The organism is Bacillus sp. cl96, from assembly GCF_900100505.1.
In the GTDB taxonomy this organism is placed as follows: Bacteria; Bacillota; Bacilli; order Bacillales; family Bacillaceae_G; genus Bacillus_A; species Bacillus_A cereus.
In genome coordinates, this window is the sequence record NZ_FNDM01000021.1 from 22155 (window position 1) to 48596 (window position 26442).

Consider the following 26442-nt stretch of genomic DNA (forward strand, 5'->3'; position numbering starts at 1 on the left):
CCTCTATCCACTCTTCTTCAATGAACCTTCTTTTTTCTCTTGTTTCATAACGGTTCCTAATTCTTTTTTTGTAAATACACGTAATTTCAAAATAAAAAACATATATGTCAATCCGCCGATGGCTACACCTAACAACGCTTCAAGCGTCGCGCTTCCTCTATGTTCCGTATTAATTACTAATCCAGACATCTGTAACACACGTGTGAACATCATTAATACAAACCCCATACAGATACCACTAATTACTATCCCTAACATATTTCGCTTATTGATAAGTGACCCTGATACAGCTCTCGTAAGCAACAAACTATTTAATCCAGAGATTATAATTAACGCACATAAAGTCGCAAAAGCTGCACCTTTCACACCAAAATAAGGCATGAATATATAATTTAACGCTAACTTTAAGCAACCTCCAAATACAACAAATAACGCTGGCTTAAACGTTTGCCCTAATCCTTGTAAAATAGAAGCTGTCGTAATTGACAATGAACTAAATAAAATAGATAACGATAAAATAGATAAAACATCTGATCCATCACTGTTTTCAAACAACATAATATTGGTAGGTTGAATAATACAAGTTAGTCCAATAGCTGCTGCAAGTCCAATAACAAATGTTATTTTCATTGCTAACTTTACCTTTTCTTGAATAAAGGAAAGATCTCCTCTTTCCTTCGCCGCTGTAATAATCGGAATAAGTGACAACGAGAAAGAAGTCGTCACAACAGTACCTAATTGCATTAGCGGAATACTTCTATCATAAACACCCTTTAATACCTTTGCATTTTCAGCCTGTTCTCCCGCACCAATAAGTAAGCTGTAAAAGGACACTGAATCAGCCATCTGTATAAAAATAAGCACTAAATTACTAACACAAATCGCTAACCCCTGCCAAAAAAGGATTTTAACTATCTTCCTTTTACCCTTAATTCTCGCTGCACTTTTGAAGAATATAGAACGAAAATCTTGACGCATATACAATATAAGTACAATAATCCCAATAAGTCCACCCGCAATTGAGCCTAACATAGCCCCTGCACCAACTGTATATAAATCAAATCCGTGAGCAATTAGGAATAGCGATAAAAATACAATAATAGAAACTCGAATTGTTTGTTCTATTACTTGCGAAACAGCCGTTGGCATCATATTATTAAATCCTTGAAAATACCCTCTTGCTACAGACAAAAATGGCATCAATAAGAATGAAAATGAAATAACACGTAGTAACTTATCTAAGTGTATATCGCCCATAGCTACCGCAATTGTTTCGGCCCCAAAAAACAGTGTAAAGAAGCCTATAAAACCAATCCCTAATAAGAACCAAAAAGATACACAAATAATTTCTTCTGCTTCTTTTTGTTTTCCCCGCTCTAGTCGTTCTGCAACCATTTTCGAAATGATAACAGGAAATCCATAAGTAGCTAAAATTAAACAAAATCCATAAAACGGGTAAATTTGTTGGTAAATATAAAACCCAATATCCCCCGCTATATTTTGATATGGAATACGGTAAAAAGCGCTTAATACTTTTGTAACGAAACTTGCAATCGTTAATATAATAGCCCCACGCCAAAAGGCTTGATACTTCTTCGCTTCCATACAAGAAAACTCCTTTTTCTATTCTCACCTCTCGTATTATATCATAAAGAAAAGAACAAACTCCCTTACCAACACGGGTAATAATGAGTTCCTAAATGTTAAAAATATTCAACGAAAAAAGGTAGCAAAGTGCTACCTTCATTCAATATACATATATCTCCAAATAATTGATTTCTCAAAAAGAAAGATCATAATTAGGAAAGATTGCTACTTCTAAAATCAATATACCCTTACTGTTCCATTTGTTTCGCTAAGAAACTGGCAGCAGTATTAACCGCTTTATGCTCGATCTCGCTTATAATGGCTTCTTTTGAAAAAATAATGACGGCTCCAATCGGATCTCCGTTTGCAACAATCGGTCCAACTGTATAAGAATGAACCTTTTCTGTTACACCATCAATAATGGAAATATCACTTTCATCCGTCATAATAACAGACTTTCGTTCTTCCATCGTTTTTTCAATTAGATCGCCAACACTTTTATTTAAGTATTCTTTTTTCGATACGCCTGATACTGCGATGATAGAATCTCGATCACACACAAGCACATTATGTCCTAAGCTGTCATATAAAGCATCAGCATATTCTTTTGCAAAATCACCTAGCTCACTAATTGGAGAATACTTCTTTAAAATTACCTCTCCATCGCGATCAACAAATATTTCTAGTGGGTCTCCTTCTCGAATACGTAAAGTTCTACGAATTTCCTTCGGGATTACTACCCTGCCTAAATCATCAATTCGACGTACGATTCCAGTTGCTTTCATTCTAATGCTGCCTCACTTTCTACTGATGATCAAAGTGGTGAATTTACCTGTTCATGTAAAAATCACCAACTGTTAGACATAGTATTTTACACATTAGTTCTTCTATGCACGTCGAATTGTATTTTTTTATCTTATTTTAGGCATTTATTACTTCTTTTTTTACATCTGGTAAGCCTTTTAATAAATTTTCAGCAATTGTTAACCACTTCGATGTCTCTAAGCCATTTGTTTTCATAACAATTTTCAATTGTGATCCTTCCATTCCTAAACCGATCATACGTCCAAAACTATTTCCGAGCATGAATAATTTTCCACCATCAATATTTTGACTTGCTTGTTCAGAAAATAGGAATGTTACTTCAAATTTATTCTGCTTAATTAATTCAATTTGTTCTTTCATTGCCAACACTTTAATATTTGCAATTTGTAATAAATAACCAACTTCTTGTGGATAATCGCCAAATCTATCGATCATTTCTTCCTGCAATTCTTCAATATCCTCAATTGCAGAAACACCTCTAAATTGTTTATACATCATAATTTTTTGCTTACTATCTGAAATATAAGCATCTGGTAAATATGCATCTACCTCTAAGTCAATTTCAACATTAACTATATTTTCAGCCCCATCTGTTCCTCTACGCTGTTCAATTGCATCTTTTAACATTTGCGAATATAGATCAAATCCGACAGAATCAATAAATCCATGCTGTTCTGCCCCTAACAAATTACCTGCTCCACGAATAGATAAATCTCTCATCGCAATTTTGAAACCAGATCCAAGTTCCGTGAACTCTTTAATTGCTTGTAGACGCTTCTCTGCAACCTCTGACAGCACTTTGTCACGTTTATATGCAAAGTATGCATACGCAACACGATTAGAACGTCCAACACGCCCACGAAGCTGATACAACTGTGATAATCCCATACGATCTGCATCAAATACAATTAACGTATTTACATTCGGAATATCTACACCCGTCTCAATAATTGTTGTACTTACAAGAACATCATGCTGTCCTTCTAAAAATGATAGCATAACAGACTCTAATTCGCTTTCGTTCATTTTCCCATGTGCGTACGTTACGCGGGCATCTGGAACTAACATCGAAATTTCATCTGCTTTTCTTTCAATATCCTCTACACGGTTATATAGGAAGTAAACTTGACCACCTCTTGCAAGCTCTCGCTCTATTGCCTCTCGCATTAACGCTGGATTATACTCGACTACATACGTTTGGACTGGGAAACGATTTTCTGGTGGTGTCTCAATAACAGATAAGTCGCGCACACCAAGCATAGACATATGAAGCGTCCGCGGAATCGGAGTTGCCGTTAATGTTAATACGTCAACATTTGCCTTCAATTGTTTAATTTTTTCTTTATGTGTTACACCAAATCTTTGTTCTTCATCAATAATAAGAAGCCCTAAATCTTTATACGTAACATCTTTAGATAAAATACGATGTGTTCCGATTACGATATCTACTGTTCCATCCTTTAAGCCCTTAATTGTTTCATTTTGTTGTTTTCTCGTACGGAATCTACTTAATAAGCCTATATTGATCGGATAATCTTGAAAACGCTCTCGAATTGTTTCATAGTGTTGCTGCGCAAGAATCGTTGTCGGTACTAAAATTGCAACTTGTTTTTCATCCATAATTGCTTTAAATGCCGCACGAATAGCCACTTCAGTCTTTCCATACCCTACGTCACCACAAAGGAGCCTATCCATCGGGCGTCCGCGTTCCATATCTTTTTTAATCTCGTCAATAGAACGTAACTGATCCTCTGTCTCTTGATATGGGAAAGAGGATTCGAACTCTTGTTGTTCTGCCGTATCTGGCGTATATGCATAGCCTTTTGAAGCTTCGCGCTCAGCATATAGTTTAATTAGGTCATCCGCAATGTCTTGTACAGATTTTTCAACTTTCGTTTTAACCTTTTTCCAATCATTACCACCTAATTTATAAACTTTCGGATCCTTACCTTCAGATCCTACATATTTTTGGACTTGATCAATTTGTTCAATTGGAACGTATAGCTTATCATTACCTTGATATTTAATATTTAAATAATCTTTGTGAACACCATTAATCTCTAATGTCTCAATACCTAAAAATTTACCTATACCATGATTTACGTGAACTACATAATCTCCAACTTTTAATTCCGAATAACTTTTAATACGTTCAGCATTCGATAACTTTTGTTTACGTTGTGATTTTTTAACTTTCTTATGAAAAAGCTCCTTTTCAGTAATGACAACAAGCTTTTGCATCGGCATTTCAAATCCTGCATGTAAATCACCTACAGCAATTTGTAACCTTCCAGGCAATAAGATATCTGTACCTTCTACAATATCTGCCTCAATATCATAATCACTTAAAATATGTTGTAATTTTTTCACACGTTCATCATCTGTTCCAAGTACAACAGTCGTAAAATGCCCTTCATTCCATCTATCAATTTCTGTTTTTAACAAATTCATCTGTCCATGGAAATCTTGCATTGTTTTACATGTTACATTAACAATATTTTGCGGATGTGTGTGTGCGATATGACGCAAGAATAACGTTAAATATACAAAACTTCTTTTTTTATGATGAAGAAACCCCTCGAATGGGTGAGAGAAAGATAAATCTTGAATAATTGTTCCTTCACCAAGAAGTGATATATACCATTCCGCCTCTTCTGTTTCAAGATGCGATGCTGTTTCTTGAATACGGGAAATCTCGTCTAAAATTACAACACCGTCTTCTGGTAAATAATCTATCAGACTAGCAGGTTCTTTATAGAAAATAGATAAGTATTTAAACATCTGTTCTATACTTTGCCCGTTTTTCAACATCTCAATTTCATGACTTACCGTCTCAAGCACTGTAGTCTTTAGTTTATCATCAGAAAGTTTTTGCATCGTCTTAGTTAAACCTTCTTCAAGATGCTGAATTCCTGATTTTAATTCTTCCTGTGAAAATAAAAACTCTGTTGCCGGACCAAATCTAACGCTTTCTTTTTTACCTTGAGAACGCTGTTCATCCACATCAAATAATCGAATAGAATCGACTTCTGTATCAAAGAATTCAATACGAAATGGTAGTTCTTCAGTTAAAGGATAAATATCTAATATTCCCCCACGCAAACTGAACTCCCCTGGAGCTTCTACCATCGACTTACGTTCATAGCCAATATGATGTAAAGTATGCAAGAGCGCATCTAAATCAATCTCTTGCCCTAGATTGATTTCAACTTGCTTTTGCTTCCACAATTCTTTTATTGGTAAAAATCTACGCAATCCTGCCACTGGCGCTACAATGATTCCATTCTCTCCCGTAGCCAAGCGATTTAACACTTCTATACGTTGCGCCTTCAATTCTGGACTTGCAACCCCAATTTCCGATGCTATCAGTTCATTCACTGGATATAGCCACACATCTTTTTCACCAAGTAACGCCACTAAATCTTCATGTACTTTTTGTGCTTGGTATAAGTTATGTGTCACGATTAATTGTGATTTTTTTGTTTTTTTATATAAAGCCGCCATTAATAACGAACGAGAAGACGTTGCCATCCCTGATATAAGTTGTTCTTTTAACCCATCTTCTAATCCATTAATAACCGATTGTATCTCTTCATTTTTATAAAATTGCTCTAATAAACCTATCATTTTTAAAACTCCTCTCAACATAAAGAGCAAGTCATTCTATTTTATGCAAATATTTTGGAAAAGGAAAACAGAAAAATGCTTTGGACATGCCAAAGCGACAACATTTTATTGCAGAAATTTTTCATACTCATAATACTCAGGATAAGATGCGAGCGTTTCTTGACACGATTCACAAATCGTTTTTATATATATATTTCCATTCTCATGAAAATGAATCATTTCTACTACTTCTTGCTCTGTTAGTTGAAATAAAACGTCGCTATATACTTTTTCTGCGTTAATGGAGCCTACATTACCTCCGCAGTGTCTGCAATAATAATACCCTTCCATACTAGCCTCCTAAAAATTCAATTACTACTAGTATGGGTAAAACAAAAGAGAAATATTCCCAATCTCATTTTTAACTATTGAAAGTATTCATGATTTGGAGAAAAGGCTTATTTAGCCACTCTTCACATGCATCCGCTGCTTTTTCAATAGAATGGTTAACATCCGGAATCTCTTCAGATGTAAAGCGTCCTAATACATAATCGACTACCTTCATTCCATTTTTCGGGCGATCGATTCCCATACGGATACGTTGAAATTCTTGTGTTCCTAGGTGCGAAATCGTTGACTTTACACCATTATGTCCACCAGCACTACCTTTCATGCGAAGACGCAATTTACCTACAGGAATGTCCAAATCGTCGTACATAACAACGAAGTCCTCAACATCAATTTTATAATAATCCATGAGTGGACGAATACTTTCCCCAGATAAGTTCATGTATGTTAGCGGCTTTAATAAGATTACCTTTTCTCCATTAACAAACCCTGCACCAAATACACCTTTAAATTTTTGTTCATTCAAAGAAATGTTCCAACGCTTCGCAAGTTCATCAATGGCCATAAATCCAATATTATGCCTTGTTAATTCATATTCTCTACCTGGGTTCCCAAGTCCTACTATCAATTTCATTCTTGTACCACTACTTTCTTTTTTCGATACGAAAAGACGTAACCAATTTTGGTTACGTCTCATTCTATCCAATTAATTGAATAATACACTCACAGATTCTTCTTCGTATACACGAATGATTGCTTCTCCGATTAATGGAGCAACTGAAAGTTCATGTACTTTGTCGATTTTCTTCTCTTCTGGTAATACGATAGAGTTCGTTACAACTAACTCTTTAATATTTGAATTTTGAATACGCTCAATTGCTGGACCAGATAATACTGGGTGTGTACAGCAAGCATATACTTCAGAAGCACCGTTCTCAACAAGAGCGTTTGCTGCTAATGTAATTGTACCAGCTGTATCAATGATGTCATCAATTAAAATCGCTGTTTTACCTTCAATATTACCGATAATGTTCATTACCTCTGATACGTTCGGGCGAGGACGACGCTTATCAATAATAGCGATTGGCGCTTTTAGACGATCTGCCATTTTTCTTGCACGAGTTACACCACCATGGTCAGGAGACACGATTACGATATCTTTAAGACCTTTTGTTTCAAAGTAATCTGAAAGAATCGGTACACCCATTAAGTGGTCGATTGGGATATCAAAGAACCCTTGAATTTGTGGAGCATGTAAATCTAGAGTGATTACACGAGTTGCACCTGCTGTTTCAAGCAAGTTTGCTACAAGTTTCGATGTAATTGGTTCACGAGAACGCGCTTTACGGTCTTGACGCGCATAACCATAGTAAGGAATAACAATATTAATTGTTTTCGCAGATGCACGTTTTAATGCATCAATCATAATAAGTAATTCCATGATATGTTCGTTTACTGGGAAGCTTGTAGATTGAATAATGAATACATCGCAACCACGGATACTTTCTTCAATGTTAATTTGAACTTCTCCATCACTAAAACGATCAACAGAACATTTTCCTAGCCCTACTCCAATATGCTTTGCAATCTGCTCAGCAAGTTCCTTATTAGAGTTTAAAGAGAATACTTTCAAATTAGAATTTAGATATTGAGTCGACATCTAGATTAACCCTCCACATTATGATTTTTTCTTATTCAGCAATTGATCAACATAGTCTTCTTTGTTAACTTGACGTGCACGTGCTACCGATAATGCTTTTGATGGAACATTCTCTGTAATTGTAGAGCCTGCTGCCACATAAGCACCATCTTCAACTGTTACTGGAGCAACAAGGTTTGAATTACATCCAATAAATACCCCATTACCAATTACAGTTTTGAATTTATTCTTACCGTCATAGTTCACCGTAATTGAACCACAACCAAGATTCACGTCTTCTCCAACTTGTGCATCCCCGATATAACTCAAGTGTGAAGCTTTACTTCTATTACCAAAGACAGTTTTTTTGATTTCCACGAAGTTTCCAACGCGTACTTCGTCTCCAATAACTGAATCTGGGCGAATATGTGCAAATGGACCAACCGATACTTCTGTACCAAGCTTACTATCATGTACAGTAGATTGTCGAATTGTCGTACGATCTCCAATTTCACTATCGCGAATTACTGTATGCGGTCCAATTTCACAATCAGAGCCAATTACAGTGTTCCCCTCAATAATTGTTCCTGGATGAAGAACTGTATCACTACCGATAACTGCATCAGCAGAAATATAAGTGTTACTTGGATCAATAATTGTAACACCGTTTACCATGTTCTTTCGGTTGATACGGTTTTTCATAATAATTTCCGCTTGCGATAGAGCGACTCTGTCGTTAACACCTAACGTTTCGTCGAACTGCTCTGTTTGATAAGCTGATACGATATGACCTTCATTTTTTAAAATCTCAATAACATCTGGAAGGTAATATTCACCTTGCACGTTATCATTTGAAACTTTAGAAAGTGAAGCAAATAAAGCCTTATTATCAAAACAATACGTACCTGTATTGATTTCTTTAATAGCTAATTCTTTCTCATTTGCATCTTTATGCTCAACAATCTTTTCAACATGACCATTCTCATTACGAACAATACGGCCATATCCAGCAGGCTCTTCTATGTATGCTGTTAGCACCGTCGCCATTGCTCCTGCTTCTTTATGTTGCTGAAGTAATGCTTCCATTGTTTCAGCAGTTATTAGAGGCGTATCACCACAAATAACTAAAGTTGTTCCTTCTTCATTTGCAAGTACACTTGCAGCTTGATCTACAGCATGTGCTGTACCAAGTTGTTCTGCTTGTAATGCAAATTCACTTACGTTCCCTAGCTGTTCTTGTACCATTTCAGCACCATGTCCAACAACCGTTACAAGTTTCTGCAATCCTAATTGAGATACTTGATCGACTACGTGTTGTACCATAGGTTTTCCACATACAGGATGCAGCACTTTGTATAGCTTAGACTTCATACGTGTGCCTTTACCTGCAGCTAGAATCACTGCAAATCTGTTTGACATATAGACCCTCCATCGCAACCTATTTATCCATTAAAGATATTATCCTAAATCATCATATATTTCAAGAAACACATTTTAACTATTAAATTTTACCATAATTCTTATAAGATGTTTTACTCTTTAGTATCTTTTTTAAGAAATAAGCTATACTATTTAAAATGATTTTGAAAAAATTAGTAGTTTCTTCTTTTTATGTTAATAAATTGTGCAATTTCCAAATATAAAGCAAAAAAAACAAACTCCTGTAAATGCTTACAGGAGTTTGCTACAAAATTATAAGGCTTTTTGTCAAAAGCCCTTTTCATTCGAATTTTACGAAGCACCCGCTTCTTCAAACTCAACCTCTTCTAACTCGCCTAAACGATGATACTCTGTTAAAACCGCATCTTGAATTTTAGAGCGTGTACCAGAATTAATTGGATGTGCAATGTCACGGAACTCTCCATCTGGAGTACGTTTACTTGGCATTGCTACAAATAATCCATTATTACCATCAATTACACGAATATCATGAACAACAAATTCATGGTCTAGAGTAATAGAGGCAATTGCTCTCATGCGGCCTTCTGTGTTTACGCGGCGTAATCTTACGTCAGTCACTTCCATCTTGTGTTCACCACCCTTTTCTAAATAAGCGATATATTTGTATAAATTCCACAAATTTTCTATTTTCCCTTTAATTTTTTAAAAATTTTTAAGATAAAAATTTTTAAAGTAGTTGAATATAGAGATTAGTGGAGGTTATCGCTTACAAAAGGTTACTTAACTAGGGCGATTACTTCAATTTCAACGGAAACATCTTTCGGTAATTTTGCTACTTGCACACAAGATCGAGCTGGTTTATGAGTAGAGAAATAAGAGCTATACACTTCATTCACAGCATTAAAATCATCCATGTCCTTTAAAAATACTGTTGTTTTTACGACTGTATCAAATGAAGCACCTGCTTCCTCTAATACCGCTTGTAAATTTTGAAATACTTGTTCTGTTTGTACTGTTACATCTCCTGTTACAAGCTCCCCATTTGCCGTCAATGGAATTTGTCCTGAGCTATAGAACATGTTATTTACAATAATCCCCTGTGAATAAGGTCCAATTGCTTGTGGTGCCTTGCTTGTTTGAACAACTTTCATACTTTTCACCCTTTTATTATTTATTTTACTCTTTAAAAATAGTGTACGAAAGGCAGTTTGTCCATCTATTTTATAATCTATAAATAAAATAAAAAAAGATAGAGCTATCTGCTCTATCTTTTATTCCGCCTCTACAAGCCCTTCATCAAATGGCGCAAGAGAATAATTCCCTTTTTCCACTTGAATCGTTTTTTCTTTCACATCAACTTCCGATAGACGAATTAATGATACAAAATTATTAATTAGTCGTTCTTCAATATCTGTGGATTCTACTAATACACCAATACCAACAACATTAGCCTTGAACTCTTCTAACATACTCATCATACCTTGAATTGTTCCGCCAGCTTTCATGAAGTCATCAATAATTAAAACATTCGACCCTTCTGGAAGACTGCGTTTTGCTAACGTCATTGTTTGAATTCGTTTAGAAGAACCCGACACATAGTTAATACTAACAGTCGGACCTTCTGTTACCTTATTATCTTTCCTTGCAATTACAACTGGTACATCTAAGTAATTTGCCACTGCATAAGCAAGTGGAATCCCCTTCGTTGCCACCGTCATAACTGCATCAATTGGTTGCCTAGCAAAAACAGAAGCAAACAAACGACCTGCGCCATTAATATGGCGAGGATTACTCAATAAATCTGTCATGTATAAGTAACCGCCAGGCAAAATACGATCTGGGTTTTCAAATAAGCCACAAAGCTCATCAATAATTAGATCTGCCTCTTCTTCACTTATATACGGTATATATTTCACTCCTCCTGCTGCTCCTGGTATCGTTTGCAATGTGCCGACCCCTTGTTGTTCAAACGTTTGCTTAATAATAACTAAATCTTCACTAATGGAAGACTTAGCCGATTGATACCTTTCAGCAAAAAAAGTGAGAGATACTAGCTGACGAGGGTTTTGTAGCAAGTAATAAGTCATATCGACTAATCTTGTACTTCTTCTAATTTTCATACTCTCACCTCAAATCACGAATATTCTAAACAAATCATAACGTATTATACGTCTTTATTCAAGCGTTTCTCGCTCTCCTAATAAACGTACCGCATAGACTTGTTCACAAAATCCTTTTAATCCGTTATAAATGCGATGCATTCGTGAATCATGGTGTACAAGTCCAAATACAGTTGGACCACTTCCACTCATTAATACAGCATCCGCTCCAAATCGCTTCATCTGTGATTTAATACGGGCAACTTCAGGATGCATTCCAAATGTTACATCTTCTAAAACGTTACCAACAGTATCACAAATTCCTTTATAATCACCAGAATTTATGACATCAACCATTTTATCTACATTCGGATGTGTAACTCGATTTAACTTTAAATTTCCATACACATCAGCAGTAGATACACCTATATGTGGTTTCGCTAAAATAACCCAACAAGAAGGCGGAGTCTTTATATGCTCAATTTTCTCTCCTCTTCCAGTGGCAATTGCTGTGCCTCCGTATACACAGAACGATACATCTGATCCAATTTCTGCGCCAAGCTCTGCTAACTCATCAATTGTAAGCCCTAAATTCCATAATTTATTAAGACCACGTAATGTCGCTGCTGCATCACTACTTCCACCTGCTAATCCAGCTGCTACTGGAATCGTTTTTTCAATAGTAATAGATACACCTTTTTTTACATTAAACTTCTCTTTTAATAATTTCGCTGCCTGATAAGCTAAATTTCGTTGGTCGTCTGGGACATACCGATTATGGGATAAAATTTCAATACGGTCTTCTGCTAATTCCGTTAGTTCTAGACGATCTGCTAAATCAATGGTTGTCATAATCATTTTCACTTCATGATATCCGTCTTGTCTTTTTCCCAGTACATCTAACGACAGATTAATCTTTGCTGGTGCTTTCACTAGTAGCTTCAATCTATTCACCCACTCTATGTACTCAATCTTTTATCGTTTATTTTACCATAAATTTATAGTAAGACGATGACACTTCCCTAATTATAACGAAAAGCATTCAGAATGAAACTACTTATGTAAAATGATGGCACCTTTTAGAGTACAAAAAGCCGAGGAATGTCTCCTCGGCTACCGTAGCATAGAAAGTATCTTACAACTACTGGTTTCGTTTCATTAATTGCTGTTCTGCAATTTCTATAGCACGTTTCACCATGTTACCAGCATCTTTCGCACGAATTCCGCCCCATCCTTCTTTCTGAACAACATCATAAAAGCCAAGCTCTTTTGCTAGCTCTTCTTTAAATTGGTTTGACATGACACCTCTTCGTCTACTCAATGCAGAGTCCCTCCTTATTTTGCTACGGTATAGTTAGTATGCAAAATAATATAGCTTTTCATTTATGGGAATATATGTAATGATATACGGATTATAAAATGACCTCATTATGAGGGTCTCCATAAAATGTTAACTCTACTGTCTCTGTTAAAACATCTGCATAACTATAAGATACACGTTGCAACGCATCTTCTTGTTGATCTAATTGTACAACAAAAACGGAACGGTATGTTTCTGCTAGTACACCTGATTGCTCCACAGTTTTTCTTCTTCCACTATTTGCTTTTAACATAAGTCGCTGTCCAAGATGGTGATCTAATTCGCTTTTAATTTCATCTAAACGTTTTGACATATACTTCGCTACACCTCGCTGTAATTTAGATTGAACACTTAAAGCACGATATATCTATCCTAATTATTAACCGCGATTCACAGCTAATATCATCCTGCGTTTGAATAGATAGAAGAAATACTATATTGTAAAAGTATCATTACGTAGTCTGCACGTTCTTACCTCTTTTTATCCAAATTCATTTAAATCCTTCCATACAAAAAAGCAAGATACATATGTATCCTGCTTACTCTTCGTAATGTTGAAAAGGTAATCCCGTTCGTAAAATCCCTCTCGTTTCAATTCCACCTAGTCCCTTTTCACCAGTAATTGTATTACGTACGACATCCCATACATTGACTCTCTCCATAAATGAAGTAAAACTAATTTTACCAACTACATATACAGGATCTAGTGCATGAATATTAATTCTAGATGGTGAACTAGCGAAATTGGCCCCTGCACGAATTAGTGCCTCAAAATGTGATTGACATGCCCCAGCAAAAATAACAAGTTGATCCAATGATGGATATTTTTTTCGCACTTCACGAACAGCCTGTACAAAATGTCTTGAATGCCTATATGCCGCTAAATCTCCCTTCACTCCTTTTGATTTTGTATATGCATCATGCCCTGTAATAACGAGAATGTCTGGGCGAAAGTGATCTATTAAGTCTACTACTTTTTCATGCATCTCCGTTTCTTTACAATGAATACCTTGAACAGGAACGCCAATTTTATTATATAAATCTAAGCACTTGCGCAAATATAAAGGGTCTCCATCTATATGCAATACACGTCCCGGCATTTGAAAATAATTCACCTCACTTGTGTATCCACCAGTTGAAGTATGTTCATGCCTTTGTTTCATCAGTACATAATCTTGTTGAAACAAACGATACGTGCGCTCCATTGTTTCTTTCTCACGCTTCACCCTTTTTTTATGTTCTCTTTGATCTATACTAATTAAATCTTCAAGTGGCGCATCCGCCACCAGTCTAATTTCCTCTCCAAACAATATAGCTATCTCGCCTTTTATTTCTATAATACGAAAAAGAATATCCCTCTTATGAGAATATCGTTCCACTAATTCTCCAACATGTAAAACCATTCTCCTACCTCCAAACTCATTAGGCCATCTTACCTGTTTTTAAAGTATGAATTTAAAGAGAGAAAGGTGACAAAAGGGACCGTTCAACTTGAACTGTCCCTTTCATATTCTTATGATAATTTATGAAGAACTAATGCATTACTTAATGTTGCAAACTCTTCAATAGATAGCGTTTCGCCTCTTCGCTTTGGATCAATTCCTACTTCTGTTAAAATTCGATCCAATAATTCCTTATCTTTCGGGAAACCATTTAAATTATTTGATAAATTATTCATCAAAGTTTTACGGCGCTGTGCGAAACTTGCTCGTACTACTTCAAAGAAGAATGTTTCATCTGTCACCTCTACAACCGGTTTCGGACGCTTTAGAAGGCGAATAATTGCAGAATCAACATTTGGCTGTGGTACAAACACTGTACGCGGTACAGTCATAACTGTTTCAACTTCTGTATAATACTGAATAGCAATCGATAAAGAACCATACTCTTTCGTTCCAGGTTTAGCAGCTAAACGATCTCCAACTTCTTTTTGCATCATAACAACAAATCCACGAACTGGTAACTTTTCTTCAAGCAATTTAAATAAAATGGGCGTTGTAATATAGTATGGTAAGTTAGCTACTACCATTACATCTTGCCCTTCTTCAAATTGCTCATTAAATACTTCATGTACATCTGCTTTTAGTACGTCTTTATTAATAACTGTAACGTTAGCATATGGCGCTAACGTCTCATCTAAAATTGGTAATAGTCTTTGATCAATTTCAAAAGCCACTACTTTTTTAGCACGCTTTGCTAATTGCTCTGTTAATGCACCAATACCTGGTCCAATTTCAATTGCACCACTTTCTGAACCAATTTCTGCATGATCGACAATACGATTTAATACATTTGTATCAATTAAAAAGTTTTGTCCTAAACTTTTTTTGAATGAAAATCCATACTTTTCAACAATGTCTTTTGTACGATTTGGCGTTGCGATATCCTTCATTTTTTTTCCTCCTGTATTACTTGCTTATAAGCTTCTGCAAATGATTCCTTTGAAACTTGAAACATCTGTAATCGTTTATGTAACTGTTTTGCATTTGTATAACCAATCTTTAATAGCTTACCCATTCTTTCTCTGCGGCTCTTTGCCATTTCTCCGCCCACTAAGCCTGCATCGACTAAATCACTCCAACTAATTTCACTTGTGTAAGCTTCCATTTCTTCATGTATATTCTCTAGAGCGCGGCGAATCGACTCATTAGAAGCGTGTTCGATCCCGACACCCTTTTTCCTTTTAGCAAGCGCTTCTTCCTTCGGTAAAAAGGCATGCTTACAGCCAGGAACCTTGTCAGAAATAATTTTTCGAATACGCTCTCCAGGATAATCCGGATCTGTGAAAATAATAACGCCCCTTTTTTGCTGCGCTAATTTAACTTGCTCAATAACATGATCACCGATTGCTGAACCGTTCGTTTCAATTGTATCCGCATCAACAGCACGCTTAATCGCAACTGTATCATCTTTACCTTCTACAACGATAATCTCTTTTATTTTCATGCTTGCCTCCACACTCATTTCGTCTCTACTTAGTAAAACAAAAAAATGACGACTTTTCCATTATTATTTTCCCCATTCTTATATTTTAAAAAATAGAATAGAAAAATCTTTGTTCTCTGTCCTTATTGTAACACTTCATCATTCACATTTATTTTCTTCATCACTTCTACTAGTTTTTCTCAAAATAAAAAAGAACAGGTTTCCCCATTCTTTTTTATTCAACACCAAATAAAACTTTTGCATTTTTAGTTGTCATTTCTGCTACTTCCTCATAAGAAATTCCTTTTAAATTCGCAATTTCTTCTGCCACGAGTTTTACATAACTCGGTTCATTTCGTTTCCCTCGAAATGGATGCGGTGTTAAATACGGACAATCCGTCTCTATTAACAATTTCTCTAATGGAATCTCCGTAGCAACCTCTTTCGGCTTCTTAGCGTTTTTAAATGTAACTGGTCCACCTAACGAAATTAAAAAGTTCATATCAACACATCGCTCTGCTACCTCTACGCTGCCGCTAAAGCAATGCATAATGCCTCCTACTTCAGCTGCATTCTCTTCTTCTAGAATATCAACAATATCTTGAGTTGCATCGCGGTTATGTATAATAATCGGCAATTTTACTTTTTTCGCTAATGCAATTTGTTTACGGAATACTTCTTTCTGTATTTCTTTTGGAGACTTATCCCAGTGATAATCTAAGCCCATTTCTCCAAGTGCAACGACTTTAGGATGAGAAGCAAGTTCTTCTAACCAAGCTAAATGTTCTTCTGTCATGTCGATTGCATCAACTGGGTGCCACCCAACCGCAGCGTAAATAAAATCATAGGCTTCAGCTAATTCCATCGCCTTTTTTATCGTTACTTCATCAAAACCAACAACAACTGTATAAGTAACTCCCGCTTCTTTCATTCGGGCAATAACCTCTTGCAAATCTCCTTCGAATTGCTCTGCATTCAAATGTGAATGTGTATCAAACAACATAATACATAACTCCTTTTATATTGAAATCAAGTTTATTCTACAAAAATAAGTTCTTTAATAACTTAACGATAACAATACTACAATCTTAATGCAAAAATAGAGAGTGTAAAAAGAAAAAAGACGCTTCACACATGTTACACGTGAAACATCTCTTTTCTTGTCTTAATTACTTGATTTTTGTACCATTTGGTAGATTTTGGTCAATTGATGCTAATGACAATACGCCATTCTCTTCACCCGCTAAAATCATACCTTGCGATAATTCACCGCGTAATTTTACAGGTTTTAAGTTTGTTACACAAATAACCTTTTTACCTTTTAAGTCTTCCGGCGAATAGAATTTTGCAATTCCAGAAACAACTTGACGCTTTTCTGTACCTAAGTCTAGTTGAATTTTTAACAGCTTGTCTGCTTTTTTCACAGGTTCAGCAGATAGTACTTCAGCTACGCGTAATTCTACTTTAAAGAAATCATCAATTGTAATTTCTTCTGCCTTCGGTTCTTCTTCTTTTTTCTCTTCTACTTTAGGAGCAGAGCTTTTCATTTGTTCTTTAATGTACTCTACTTCCACTTCCATTTCTAAACGAGGGAAAATTGGGTTTCCTTTTTCTACTTTTGTTCCAGCTGGAATGCAGCCAATTGTAGATAGACTTTCCCAAGATTTATGAGCTTCATCAGTAAGGCCAAGCTGAGCAAACATCTTGCTTGGTGCTACTGTTAAGAATGGCATAAGCATAATACCTGTTTGACGAAGTACTTCTGCTAAATGAGCCATTACAGAGGCTAACTTTTCACGATCATTCTCATCTTTTGCTAATACCCATGGTTGTGTTTCATCAATATATTTATTCGTACGACTAACTAGTTGCCAAATAGATCCTAACGCTACAGAGAACTCCATATTCTCCATTGCTTCTTCTACTTTTTTCAAAGTATCTTGTGCAAACGCTACTAACGTTTCATCAAATTCCGTCACATTTGCTTTAAATGCAGGGATTTCTCCGTTAAAGTACTTATCAATCATAGCTACTGTACGATTTAATAAATTACCTAAGTCATTTGCTAAGTCGAAATTAATACGCTCCACAAATCCTTCTGGTGTAAATACGCCATCAGATCCAAATGGAACTTCACGAAGTAGGTAATAACGTAATGCATCTAATCCGTAACGATCGATTAATGTAACTGGATCTACTACGTTTCCTTTTGACTTACTCATCTTTCCATCCTTCATTAAAATCCAGCCATGAGCAAAGACTTTCTTCGGAAGAGGTAAATCTAATGCCATTAAAATTATCGGCCAATAAATTGTATGGAAACGAACAATTTCTTTCCCAACTAAATGCACATCTGCAGGCCAGAATTTTTTATATTTCTCTTCATTTGCTGTTCCATAACCTAACGCCGTAATATAGTTAGATAATGCGTCAACCCATACGTAAATAACGTGTTTTGGGTTACCAGGAACACGAACTCCCCAGTCAAATGAAGTACGAGAAACTGCTAAATCTTCTAATCCTGGTTTAATAAAATTATTAATCATTTCATTTTTACGAGACTCCGGCTGAATGAAATGTGGATTATCTTCATAGAACTTTAATAGTCTGTCGACATATTTACCCATTCTAAAGAAATAAGATTCTTCACGAACAAGTTCTACATCATGACCACTATCTGGGCTTTTTCCTCCAACTACTTTGTCGCCTTCCATAATTGGATCTACTAATTGATGCTCTGTATAGAACGTCTCATCTTGTACAGAATACCAACCTTCATATTCATCAAGATAAATGTCACCTTGATCTACTAATTGTTTAAAGATTTTTTCGACAACATCTTTATGACGATCTTCAGTTGTACGAATAAAATCATCATAAGAAATATCCATCTTCTCCCAAAGCTCTTTAATTCCTGCAACAATGTTATCAACATATGCCTGTGGCGTAATATTTAACTCTTCTGCTTTCTTTTGGATCTTCTGTCCATGTTCATCAGTTCCTGTTAAATAATGCACATTATAACCTTGCATACGCTTATATCGTGCCATCGCATCTCCTGCTACTGTCGTATAAGCATGTCCAATGTGTAATTTTCCACTTGGATAATAAATTGGGGTAGTAATATAAAAGGACTTATTTTCCTCTGTCATTGTTTTGGACCTCCCGAATAACCTCATATGTATTTATAAACAGTATATCAAAAACTCATATATAAAGTGAAACTTTAATCAGTAGGGTTTTTGTTCCTCCCCACTAATTATTAGCCTACGTTAATTGGGCTTTTACGAGCAGCCCAAATCTAACTTATCTTCTTTACGCCAACCTAATTTTCAATTTAGATCTTAATGCTCAATATCTTTATCATCTATTGCTCATATTTCAAAAAAATATACAATATCCACTTTTAATTTATTATTTTTTCAGAAAATAATGTAAATAATTGTGGAATTTCCTCTCAATCTATTATATATAAGAAATAAGAAATCTATAAATCTTTTTAAAAAATATAGAATTTAAGAATTGACGGAAATGTAAATGATTGGTATCATATGTCCATAGGGTATTTTGTCGAAAAATGACGAATCTAAAAATAGACTCGAAACTTATAAACTATTTATTTAGGAGGAAAAAAATTATGAAATCTACTGGTATTGTTCGTAAAGTTGATGAATTAGGTCGTGTAGTAATTCCAATCGAATTACGCCGTACTTTAGGTATTGCAGAAAAGGACGCTCTTGAAATCTATGTTGATGACGAAAAAATCATCTTAAAGAAATATAAACCAAACATGACTTGCCAAGTAACTGGTGAAGTATCTGACGGTAACCTTTCTTTAGCTGAAGGTAAAATCATCTTAAGCAAAGAAGGCGCTGAGCAAATCTTAAACGAACTTCAAGATTATATCGAAACAGCAAAATAAGCTTCTCAATTATGAGAAGCTTATTTTTTATCGACATGATAGATTTGATATACATCTCTTTTCGACAAATCTCGATCTTTAGCGACTGTTTTAATCGCTTCTTTTGAATTCATACTTTTTTCATTTATATAATATTCAATATGATCATATACCGAAAGAGATTCCCACCATTGTTCTTCTGGAGCAGGTTCTTCTGTTGAACCAGCTACTAAAATACAAAACTCACCACGTACTTCATTTTGCTTCGTCCACTCAATTGCTTCTTCGATTGTTCCTCGAATAAATTCCTCAAATTTTTTCGTTAACTCTCGACATAATACAATCTCTCTATTTCCCAACACTTCCTGCATCGAAATTAAAGTATCATCTAAACGATGAGGTGCTTCATAAAACATCATTGTAGTTTGTACATAACGAAGCTTTTCTAACTCCATCTTCCGTTCCTTTTTGTTTCTCTGCAAGAAACCATAGAAATAAAACTGCTTTGTTTCAAGACCGGATGCAATTAATGCTGTAAGGGCTGCATTTGCTCCAGGAAGCGGAATTACATGATATTGCTCAGCTACTGCCTCAACGACAATATCGTAACCTGGATCAGAAATACACGGCATACCAGCGTCACTAACAAGTGCTACATTCTTTCCATCCTCTAATTTCTCTAATAGTTTCTTCCCACTTACTTCTTTATTGTGCTCATGATAACTCGTGACAGGTGTTTCAATTTCAAAATAATTACAAAGTTTTTTCGTTTGTCTCGTATCTTCAGCAGCAATTAAATCAACTTCTTTTAAAATTCGGATTGCACGAAATGTCATATCTTCTAGATTTCCAATAGGAGTTGGTACTAAATATAAAACTCCCTTTTCATTTTGTTGAAAGCTTTTTTGTTGCCACATAGCGTTCTCCTTTTTGCATATATGCCTCTTTTTGTTTTCTCGTTAATTGCTTAAAGTAATACTCCGCTTGCATAGCTGTACGCTTATCATCGTGGGTCTCTACATATTTTAAAACGACAGGAAGCCTGACGCGTGTATACTTAGCCCCTTTGCCGCTATTATGAGTCTGAATTCTCTTTTCTATATAGTTTGTATATCCAGCATAATAACTTCCATCAGAGCACTCTACCACATAAAAAAAGTGCTTATTCTTCTCCATATAAAATTGAACGTAGCTCCTTTGTATATTCGTTATTGTTCTCATATACAACGAGAGGCGGTAAAATTTTCAAATCTGCATTTCCATCCTTAATTCCTTCAATTAACAATGTATTTGCTTCTTTTCCAACCTTAGGATAAACAAATTGCACACGCTTTGGTTCAATTTTATATTTACGCATTAATGTGACAATGTCTAGTAATCGCCCTGGACGATGTACAAACGCTACTTTCCCACCTTGTTTTACTAACTGACTACTTGCAGATACAACATCTTCTAATGTACACATAATTTCATGACGAGCTATCGCTAAATGTTCATTCATATTTTTCTCTGAAGTTTGAGGTGTTTGAAAATATGGTGGATTACATGTAACAACATCATATTGATGACGTCCAAGTTTCTCTGGCATATCTTTCAAATCTCCATGTATGAGGTGAATTCTTTCTTCCAACCCATTGTATTGAACACTTCTTACTCCCATATCATATAAGCGTTCTTGAATTTCCACACCAGTAATATTTCCTTTTGTTCTTGTACTTAATAGAAGGGGAACAACCGCGTTACCTGTACACAAATCAAGTAAATTCCCCTTTTGAATTGGTACCCATGCAAAATCTGCAAGTAAAACGGCATCTAAAGAAAAATTAAATACTGATGGGCTTTGTATAATCTTCATGTCTTGTGCTAATAAGTAATCTAAACGTTCATCTTCATATAAATTCATATACTGCTCCTTTTCTTACCCTTAACCTACCCTATTTCATGTATAAAAAATTACCTTTCCAATTATAATTGGAAAGGTAATTTCACTTTTTATTTAAGAATGAAAGACAGAACAAACAATCTCCCTCTTTACGTACACTTCCATAATGTAGATTGCAAATATGAAAACCTTCTTGATATAGTCTCGCTAAATTGTCATAGCCTTCACCAATATCTGTTTTCGGCTTCACTTCTTTACGTTTTTGAGTTTTTTGTTTTTCTTTATTCTGCACTTCTTCAAAACGGTGTCGCAAATTGTTATTTTCCATTTTTATATGCTGGTTTTCTTCCAACAACTCTGCAAGATGCTGTTTTAACTCTCCCAACTGTTTATATAAATGTCCAATTTGCTCTTCCATACTAGAAACCGATTCAAAAATATCTTTTTTCTCCACAAGCACCCACCTCATTAATCTGTGGTTTGACTCGAAACGACCCCTTTATTCACTAACTCATCTAACGTATATTCTACTATCCGTTCCTTGTCTACTAGTTCCACTTGAATTAATCTTTCTAAAATATTTAATCCGATAACACGGCCAGTACCATGCGGGGTTTGTATACGTTGATCTAAATCAGGAAGTTGTTCCTTTGCTGCCTCATATTCATCATTCTCATATTTTAAGCAACACATTAAGCGACCACATAAACCAGAGATTTTTGCAGGATTTAATGATAAATTTTGATCCTTTGCCATTTTAATGGATACAGGTTCAAAATCCCCTAAAAAAGTAGAACAACAAAGCATACGACCACATGGACCAATACCACCTAGCATCTTCGCTTCATCACGAACACCAATTTGTCTTAGTTCAATTCTTGTTCTAAAAATTGCGGCTAAGTCCTTCACTAGTTCGCGGAAATCGATCCGACCATCCGCAGTAAAATAGAAAATAATCTTATTACGATCGAATGTATACTCTACATCTACAAGTTTCATATCAAGATTATGCTCTACTACCTTTTGTTGACAGACTTGATATGCTTCTTTGGCAGCATGTTTGTTCTCTTCAACAATGGTACGATCATTTTCATTTGCAATACGAATAACCTTTTTTAGCGGTAATACAACGTCGTTTTCATCAACTTGTTTTTTGGTAATAACTACTTTTCCGTATTCAATACCTCTTACCGTTTCTACAATGACAAACTCATTTTCAGAGATATCGAACTGGTTTGGATCAAAGTAATATACCTTTCCGGCCTTCTTAAAGCGAACACCTACTACATCATACAAAACGGTCATCCCTCCTGCAACCGCAACACTAACTGTTCGAACACAAGCTGCGCATTTACATTAGCGTTGATTCTATTTTTTGCCTCTAATATATTAAAGAGAGCTGATACAATGCGCTTCTGAGCATAGGAAAACGATTCAAACATCTCTTTCTGCTCATGAAAAACAAGACGATCTTCTTCTCCAAGTTGAACATATAATAAATCCTTATAAATAAGGAGTAACATATCTAAACCTTGCTGTAATTGTTCTTTCTCTCCAAAGTGTTTTCCCCATTTTTCTTGTACAAAAAAAATAGAGGTTTTATCTTTTTCGAGCGCTTCACATAATTTTATCACTAAAGCTCGTGCTTGTGCAAACCATTCATCACTACATAAAGCTAAAGCTTCATCAAAACTATTTGTAAGTTGAGCAGCAAGTGTCGATAAAGATGCTGTAATCCCTTCATCCTGTAATCTTCTAATTAAAGATTCCGTAGGTAACGGTCTAAACGTAACAACTTGGCAGCGAGATAAAATCGTATTTAAAATTTGATGACTTTGTTCAGTAAGTAAAATAGCAGTTGTATCACTACTTGGTTCTTCTAAAAATTTCAAAAGTGTATTTGCCGCATTTGCTGTCATACGATCTGCGTGCTCAATAATATATATTTTTTTATTTGCCTCTAATCCTGTTTTGGAAAACTCTTCTTGTAAATCATGAATTTGCTGCTTCTTAATAGATAATCCGTCTGGTTTTACAATATGTAAGTTAGGGTGGTTACCTGAATCAATTCGCTTACAGTTTGTACATACATGGCAGGGCTCTACTCCATTCCGCTCAGAACAGAGAAAACTCTTTGCCATTTGAATTGCTGTCGCAAACTTTCCTGTCCCTTTCCCTCCCTCTAACAAGTAAGCGTGGGATATACGCTCTTTTGCAATGCTATTCATCAACATTTTTACACCGATGGGTTGTATAGCAGAAAGCTGCTCCCACGTCTTCGTCATAATGCATACCTCACTTATTTCATTCTTTCCTTCTATTATAACAATTTATCTTCTATAATCTGAACAACTTCTTCTATAAGTTTTTCCATCGGTTGATCAGCATTTACCAATACAATACGATCCGAGAAACGTTCTACAACTTGTAAATACCCTTCGCGCACACGTTTATGGAAAGAGATATCTTCCATATCTAGTCGATTTACTTCACGTCCTGCATCTTTTTCAATCCGAGCCAAACCAACCTCAGGCTCAATGTCTAGATAAATTGTTAAACTAGGCATACAGTCCTCTGTTGCGAAACGATTTATTTCAAATATCTTATCCATACCCAATCCTCTTGCATAGCCTTGGTATGCTAAAGAGCTATCTATAAAACGATCACATAACACGAGGTAGTCCTCATTAAGTGCTGGCATAACTTTTTCTACTAAATGTTGTCTGCGCGCAGCAGCATAAAGAAGCGCTTCTGTACGTGCTTCCATCATCGTATATTCTTGTTTATGTAAAATCGTCCTAATGTCCTCAGAAATTGCAATACCGCCTGGTTCCCTTGTCGCCATTACCTTCTGTGCTTTTTGTTCAAAATATGGCAATAAGCTTTTAATTAACGTTGTTTTACCTGAACCTTCTGGGCCCTCAATTGTTACAAATAATCCCTTCATCCTAAAACCTACTTTCTATATCATACACTTTCATATATTTCGTATTACCTTGAAAACGAGCTCCTGCTCTTTCTAAATACATAATTTGCTCTTTATGCTCTGAAGTAATTCTCTCTCCATACATAATTAATGGAATTCCAGGTGGATACGGAATCACCATTTCCGCCGCTATCATTCCAACAGCCTCTTCTATAGATACTATCTTTGTTTCATATCCGTCTAGTTGTTTATACGTATACGGTAAAAGAGAGAATTCACCATTATAAGTATAACGAATAGATTCCCTCTTGTCTTTCACCTCATAATGTTGCAATGCTACTCGGATCATCTCTATAACCTTCATATATCCCTCATTTACTTGTAAGGGTAAAATAAATAGGACATTGTACGGATCAGCCATCTCTGTATATATACCGACCTTTTCAAATACAGACTGTAATTCGTACCCTGATAACTGACAACGAGTTTGTACGGTGACCTTTAACTCATCTTGCAACGGATATTCTAAAATGGCGATTTGGGGAATAGAACGTAATTGTTCCTTAAATCTTCGTAAAAACTCAACAATTTCACTGTGACCTTCTTCTTTTATACGCGCCATTGTAAAGCGTGCTATATCCAAGGAAGCCATAATTGGATACGATGGACTACTAGATTGTAGCATACTTAAATAAGTAGTAACCTTATCTTCGTCTACTAAATGACTATTTATATGTAAATAGGAACCCATTGTCATTGCGGGTAATGTTTTATGTGCAGAATGAACTACAATATCTGCACCATATGTTAATGCTGACTTCGGAAATGGTTCTCCCAAACATAGATGTGCCCCATGTGCCTCATCTACCAAAACAGGGATTTTATGTGCATGTGCAAAAGCGATGCTTGCCTCTAAATCCATCCCCATACCATAATAATTAGGATGCGTTAAAATAAGTGCTTTCGCATTTGGATACTTTCCAATTGCGTTCTTAATAATTTCATTACGAACTCCCACTGGTACGTTATAAGCTTCATCAATCCATGGATCTAAAAAAATGGGATTTGCTCCCGCAAGTTTTAAACCATTAATAATTGATTTATGACAATTTCTTTGTACAAGAACAATATCATGTTCCCCGCAACAAGACAAAATCATTGCTAAGTTCCCGACTGTTGAACCATTAATTAAAAAATAACTTCTCTTTGTATTATAAACTTCAGCCAATAATTGTTGTGCCTCATCTATACATTCAAACGGACTATGCAAATCATCTAGTCCTGCTAATTCAGTTACATCAATAGATAGAATACCTTTAAACTCTCTTATTGCCTCCTGAGGGAAGTTTAAACCATTCTTATGACCAGGAACATGAAAGGATAACGGCCCTCTTTCTTTAAACTCTATTAACGCCTCATATAAAGGCATACGATTTTGATTCATCTACATCTCTTCCTTATTATTCATTCTCTATCTATTATACAGAACAAAAAAAATAATAGGCATATGCCTATTTAAAAATATGATACTTCTAATTTTCGAAGCTGCTTTAAATAATATATATATTTCGGATCATCTGTCTCTGTATTCACCATATCCTTTTCACATTCATGGCATATTAAATTATTATAAACATATATACCTTCTTTTCTTTTTGTCTCACAAACAATACAAACTTCACTTTGTAATTTCATAATCTTCCCTCCCTATTTAAGTGAACCTATTTTATACTTCTAATCCTTAACAATTTACAGAAAAATATACACCCATCTTTTATATAATATGATTAACTCTTGGGCAACGTGTTTGTATTTCCATTACTTCTTTCCCATTCTTTTTAACAATACAAAAAAACACAAGTCAAATGACTTGTGTTTTTAGTTGCTTGGCGACGTCCTACTCTCACAGGGACAAGGTCCCAACTACCATCGGCGCTAGAGAG

At 35.4% G+C, this 26442-nt stretch carries 28 protein-coding genes; 1 reads left to right on the plus strand and 27 read right to left on the minus strand.

The features are described from left to right. Positions 1-3 precede the first annotated feature (3 nt). From BLT20_RS27585 to metG, 18 genes are all read right to left on the minus strand, one after another. Positions 4-1605, minus strand: a complete 1602-nt coding sequence (locus tag BLT20_RS27585) for a putative polysaccharide biosynthesis protein (protein ID WP_000387586.1) — start codon at positions 1603-1605, stop codon at positions 4-6. Between the two features lie 230 nt (positions 1606-1835). After that, the gene (gene spoVT / locus BLT20_RS27590) at positions 1836-2372 is read right to left on the minus strand and encodes a stage V sporulation protein T (RefSeq protein ID WP_000648302.1); all 537 of its coding nucleotides are present in this window, start codon (positions 2370-2372) and stop codon (positions 1836-1838) included. Between the two features lie 136 nt (positions 2373-2508). Then, positions 2509-6039 (minus strand): transcription-repair coupling factor, encoded by a 3531-nt coding sequence (gene mfd / locus BLT20_RS27595; RefSeq protein ID WP_000579700.1) that lies wholly within the window; start codon positions 6037-6039, stop codon positions 2509-2511. 105 nt (positions 6040-6144) lie between these two features. After that, entirely contained in the window at positions 6145-6369 is a 225-nt protein-coding gene (locus BLT20_RS27600; protein WP_000399438.1) for an anti-sigma-F factor Fin family protein, read from the minus strand. Positions 6370-6439: 70 nt separating this feature from the next. After that, entirely contained in the window at positions 6440-7000 is a 561-nt protein-coding gene (gene pth / locus BLT20_RS27605) for an aminoacyl-tRNA hydrolase (RefSeq protein WP_000767702.1), read from the minus strand. A gap of 72 nt (positions 7001-7072) precedes the next feature. Further along, complete coding sequence (locus BLT20_RS27610) at positions 7073-8026, minus strand: ribose-phosphate diphosphokinase (RefSeq protein ID WP_000107420.1); 954 nt, start codon at positions 8024-8026, stop codon at positions 7073-7075. A gap of 18 nt (positions 8027-8044) precedes the next feature. Then, positions 8045-9424: a bifunctional UDP-N-acetylglucosamine diphosphorylase/glucosamine-1-phosphate N-acetyltransferase GlmU gene (gene glmU / locus BLT20_RS27615; RefSeq protein ID WP_000071041.1), complete on the minus strand. Its 1380-nt coding sequence runs from the start codon at positions 9422-9424 to the stop codon at positions 8045-8047. 312 nt (positions 9425-9736) lie between these two features. Next, positions 9737-10030: a septation regulator SpoVG gene (gene spoVG, locus BLT20_RS27620; protein ID WP_000454041.1), complete on the minus strand. Its 294-nt coding sequence runs from the start codon at positions 10028-10030 to the stop codon at positions 9737-9739. A 152-nt stretch (positions 10031-10182) separates the two neighbouring features. Continuing rightward, positions 10183-10557: a RidA family protein gene (locus BLT20_RS27625; RefSeq protein ID WP_000869815.1), complete on the minus strand. Its 375-nt coding sequence runs from the start codon at positions 10555-10557 to the stop codon at positions 10183-10185. Positions 10558-10677: 120 nt separating this feature from the next. After that, on the minus strand, positions 10678-11526 hold the full coding sequence (gene purR, locus BLT20_RS27630; RefSeq protein ID WP_000702466.1) for a pur operon repressor: 849 nt from the start codon (positions 11524-11526) through the stop codon (positions 10678-10680). A gap of 54 nt (positions 11527-11580) precedes the next feature. After that, entirely contained in the window at positions 11581-12450 is an 870-nt protein-coding gene (gene ispE / locus BLT20_RS27635) for a 4-(cytidine 5'-diphospho)-2-C-methyl-D-erythritol kinase (protein WP_000772104.1), read from the minus strand. A 196-nt stretch (positions 12451-12646) separates the two neighbouring features. After that, positions 12647-12826 (minus strand): acid-soluble spore protein SspF, encoded by a 180-nt coding sequence (sspF, locus tag BLT20_RS27640; RefSeq protein ID WP_002094215.1) that lies wholly within the window; start codon positions 12824-12826, stop codon positions 12647-12649. Between the two features lie 91 nt (positions 12827-12917). Beyond that, positions 12918-13178 carry a biofilm formation stimulator Veg gene (gene veg, locus BLT20_RS27645; RefSeq protein ID WP_000044347.1) on the minus strand — a complete coding sequence of 87 codons (261 nt, stop codon included), beginning with the start codon at positions 13176-13178 and terminating at the stop codon, positions 12918-12920. A 226-nt stretch (positions 13179-13404) separates the two neighbouring features. After that, on the minus strand, positions 13405-14268 hold the full coding sequence (gene yabG, locus BLT20_RS27650) for a sporulation peptidase YabG (RefSeq protein ID WP_000242868.1): 864 nt from the start codon (positions 14266-14268) through the stop codon (positions 13405-13407). Between the two features lie 110 nt (positions 14269-14378). Beyond that, positions 14379-15257, minus strand: a complete 879-nt coding sequence (gene rsmA / locus BLT20_RS27655; RefSeq protein WP_000651546.1) for a 16S rRNA (adenine(1518)-N(6)/adenine(1519)-N(6))-dimethyltransferase RsmA — start codon at positions 15255-15257, stop codon at positions 14379-14381. Beyond that, the gene (gene rnmV, locus BLT20_RS27660) at positions 15254-15811 is read right to left on the minus strand and encodes a ribonuclease M5 (protein ID WP_000692835.1); all 558 of its coding nucleotides are present in this window, start codon (positions 15809-15811) and stop codon (positions 15254-15256) included. The genes rsmA and rnmV overlap by 4 nt, the downstream gene beginning before the upstream one ends. Positions 15812-16025: 214 nt before the next feature. Next, positions 16026-16793, minus strand: coding sequence for a TatD family hydrolase (locus BLT20_RS27665; RefSeq protein ID WP_000895851.1), 768 nt, complete (start codon positions 16791-16793; stop codon positions 16026-16028). 166 nt (positions 16794-16959) lie between these two features. Then, positions 16960-18942 (minus strand): methionine--tRNA ligase, encoded by a 1983-nt coding sequence (gene metG, locus BLT20_RS27670; protein ID WP_000134132.1) that lies wholly within the window; start codon positions 18940-18942, stop codon positions 16960-16962. Between the two features lie 485 nt (positions 18943-19427). Here metG and BLT20_RS27675 point away from each other — a divergent pair, with 485 nt between their 5' ends. Beyond that, the gene (locus tag BLT20_RS27675; RefSeq protein ID WP_000843036.1) at positions 19428-19712 is read left to right on the plus strand and encodes an AbrB/MazE/SpoVT family DNA-binding domain-containing protein; all 285 of its coding nucleotides are present in this window, start codon (positions 19428-19430) and stop codon (positions 19710-19712) included. Between the two features lie 20 nt (positions 19713-19732). Here BLT20_RS27675 and rsmI read toward each other — a convergent pair whose 3' ends face one another. From rsmI to BLT20_RS27720, 9 genes are all read right to left on the minus strand, one after another. Further along, the gene (rsmI, locus tag BLT20_RS27680) at positions 19733-20608 is read right to left on the minus strand and encodes a 16S rRNA (cytidine(1402)-2'-O)-methyltransferase (RefSeq protein ID WP_000267821.1); all 876 of its coding nucleotides are present in this window, start codon (positions 20606-20608) and stop codon (positions 19733-19735) included. Next, positions 20577-20867 (minus strand): GIY-YIG nuclease family protein, encoded by a 291-nt coding sequence (locus BLT20_RS27685; protein ID WP_000414354.1) that lies wholly within the window; start codon positions 20865-20867, stop codon positions 20577-20579. The genes rsmI and BLT20_RS27685 overlap by 32 nt, the downstream gene beginning before the upstream one ends. Beyond that, positions 20854-21594 carry a tRNA1(Val) (adenine(37)-N6)-methyltransferase gene (locus BLT20_RS27690; protein ID WP_001055366.1) on the minus strand — a complete coding sequence of 247 codons (741 nt, stop codon included), beginning with the start codon at positions 21592-21594 and terminating at the stop codon, positions 20854-20856. The genes BLT20_RS27685 and BLT20_RS27690 overlap by 14 nt, the downstream gene beginning before the upstream one ends. A gap of 82 nt (positions 21595-21676) precedes the next feature. Beyond that, a complete protein-coding gene (gene yabA / locus BLT20_RS27695; RefSeq protein ID WP_000412063.1) occupies positions 21677-22027 on the minus strand; it encodes a DNA replication initiation control protein YabA in 351 nt (116 codons plus the stop codon). Between the two features lie 14 nt (positions 22028-22041). Next, complete coding sequence (locus BLT20_RS27700; RefSeq protein ID WP_000272429.1) at positions 22042-22869, minus strand: PSP1 domain-containing protein; 828 nt, start codon at positions 22867-22869, stop codon at positions 22042-22044. Positions 22870-22874: 5 nt separating this feature from the next. Then, positions 22875-23858, minus strand: a complete 984-nt coding sequence (gene holB / locus BLT20_RS27705) for a DNA polymerase III subunit delta' (protein WP_000169561.1) — start codon at positions 23856-23858, stop codon at positions 22875-22877. 35 nt (positions 23859-23893) lie between these two features. Next, entirely contained in the window at positions 23894-24520 is a 627-nt protein-coding gene (gene tmk / locus BLT20_RS27710; protein WP_000677216.1) for a dTMP kinase, read from the minus strand. 1 nt (position 24521) lies between these two features. Next, positions 24522-25943, minus strand: a complete 1422-nt coding sequence (locus tag BLT20_RS27715) for an aminotransferase class I/II-fold pyridoxal phosphate-dependent enzyme (protein WP_001075300.1) — start codon at positions 25941-25943, stop codon at positions 24522-24524. Positions 25944-26014: 71 nt separating this feature from the next. Beyond that, positions 26015-26194, minus strand: coding sequence for a sigma factor G inhibitor Gin (locus tag BLT20_RS27720; RefSeq protein WP_000776278.1), 180 nt, complete (start codon positions 26192-26194; stop codon positions 26015-26017). Positions 26195-26442: the final 248 nt, after the last annotated feature.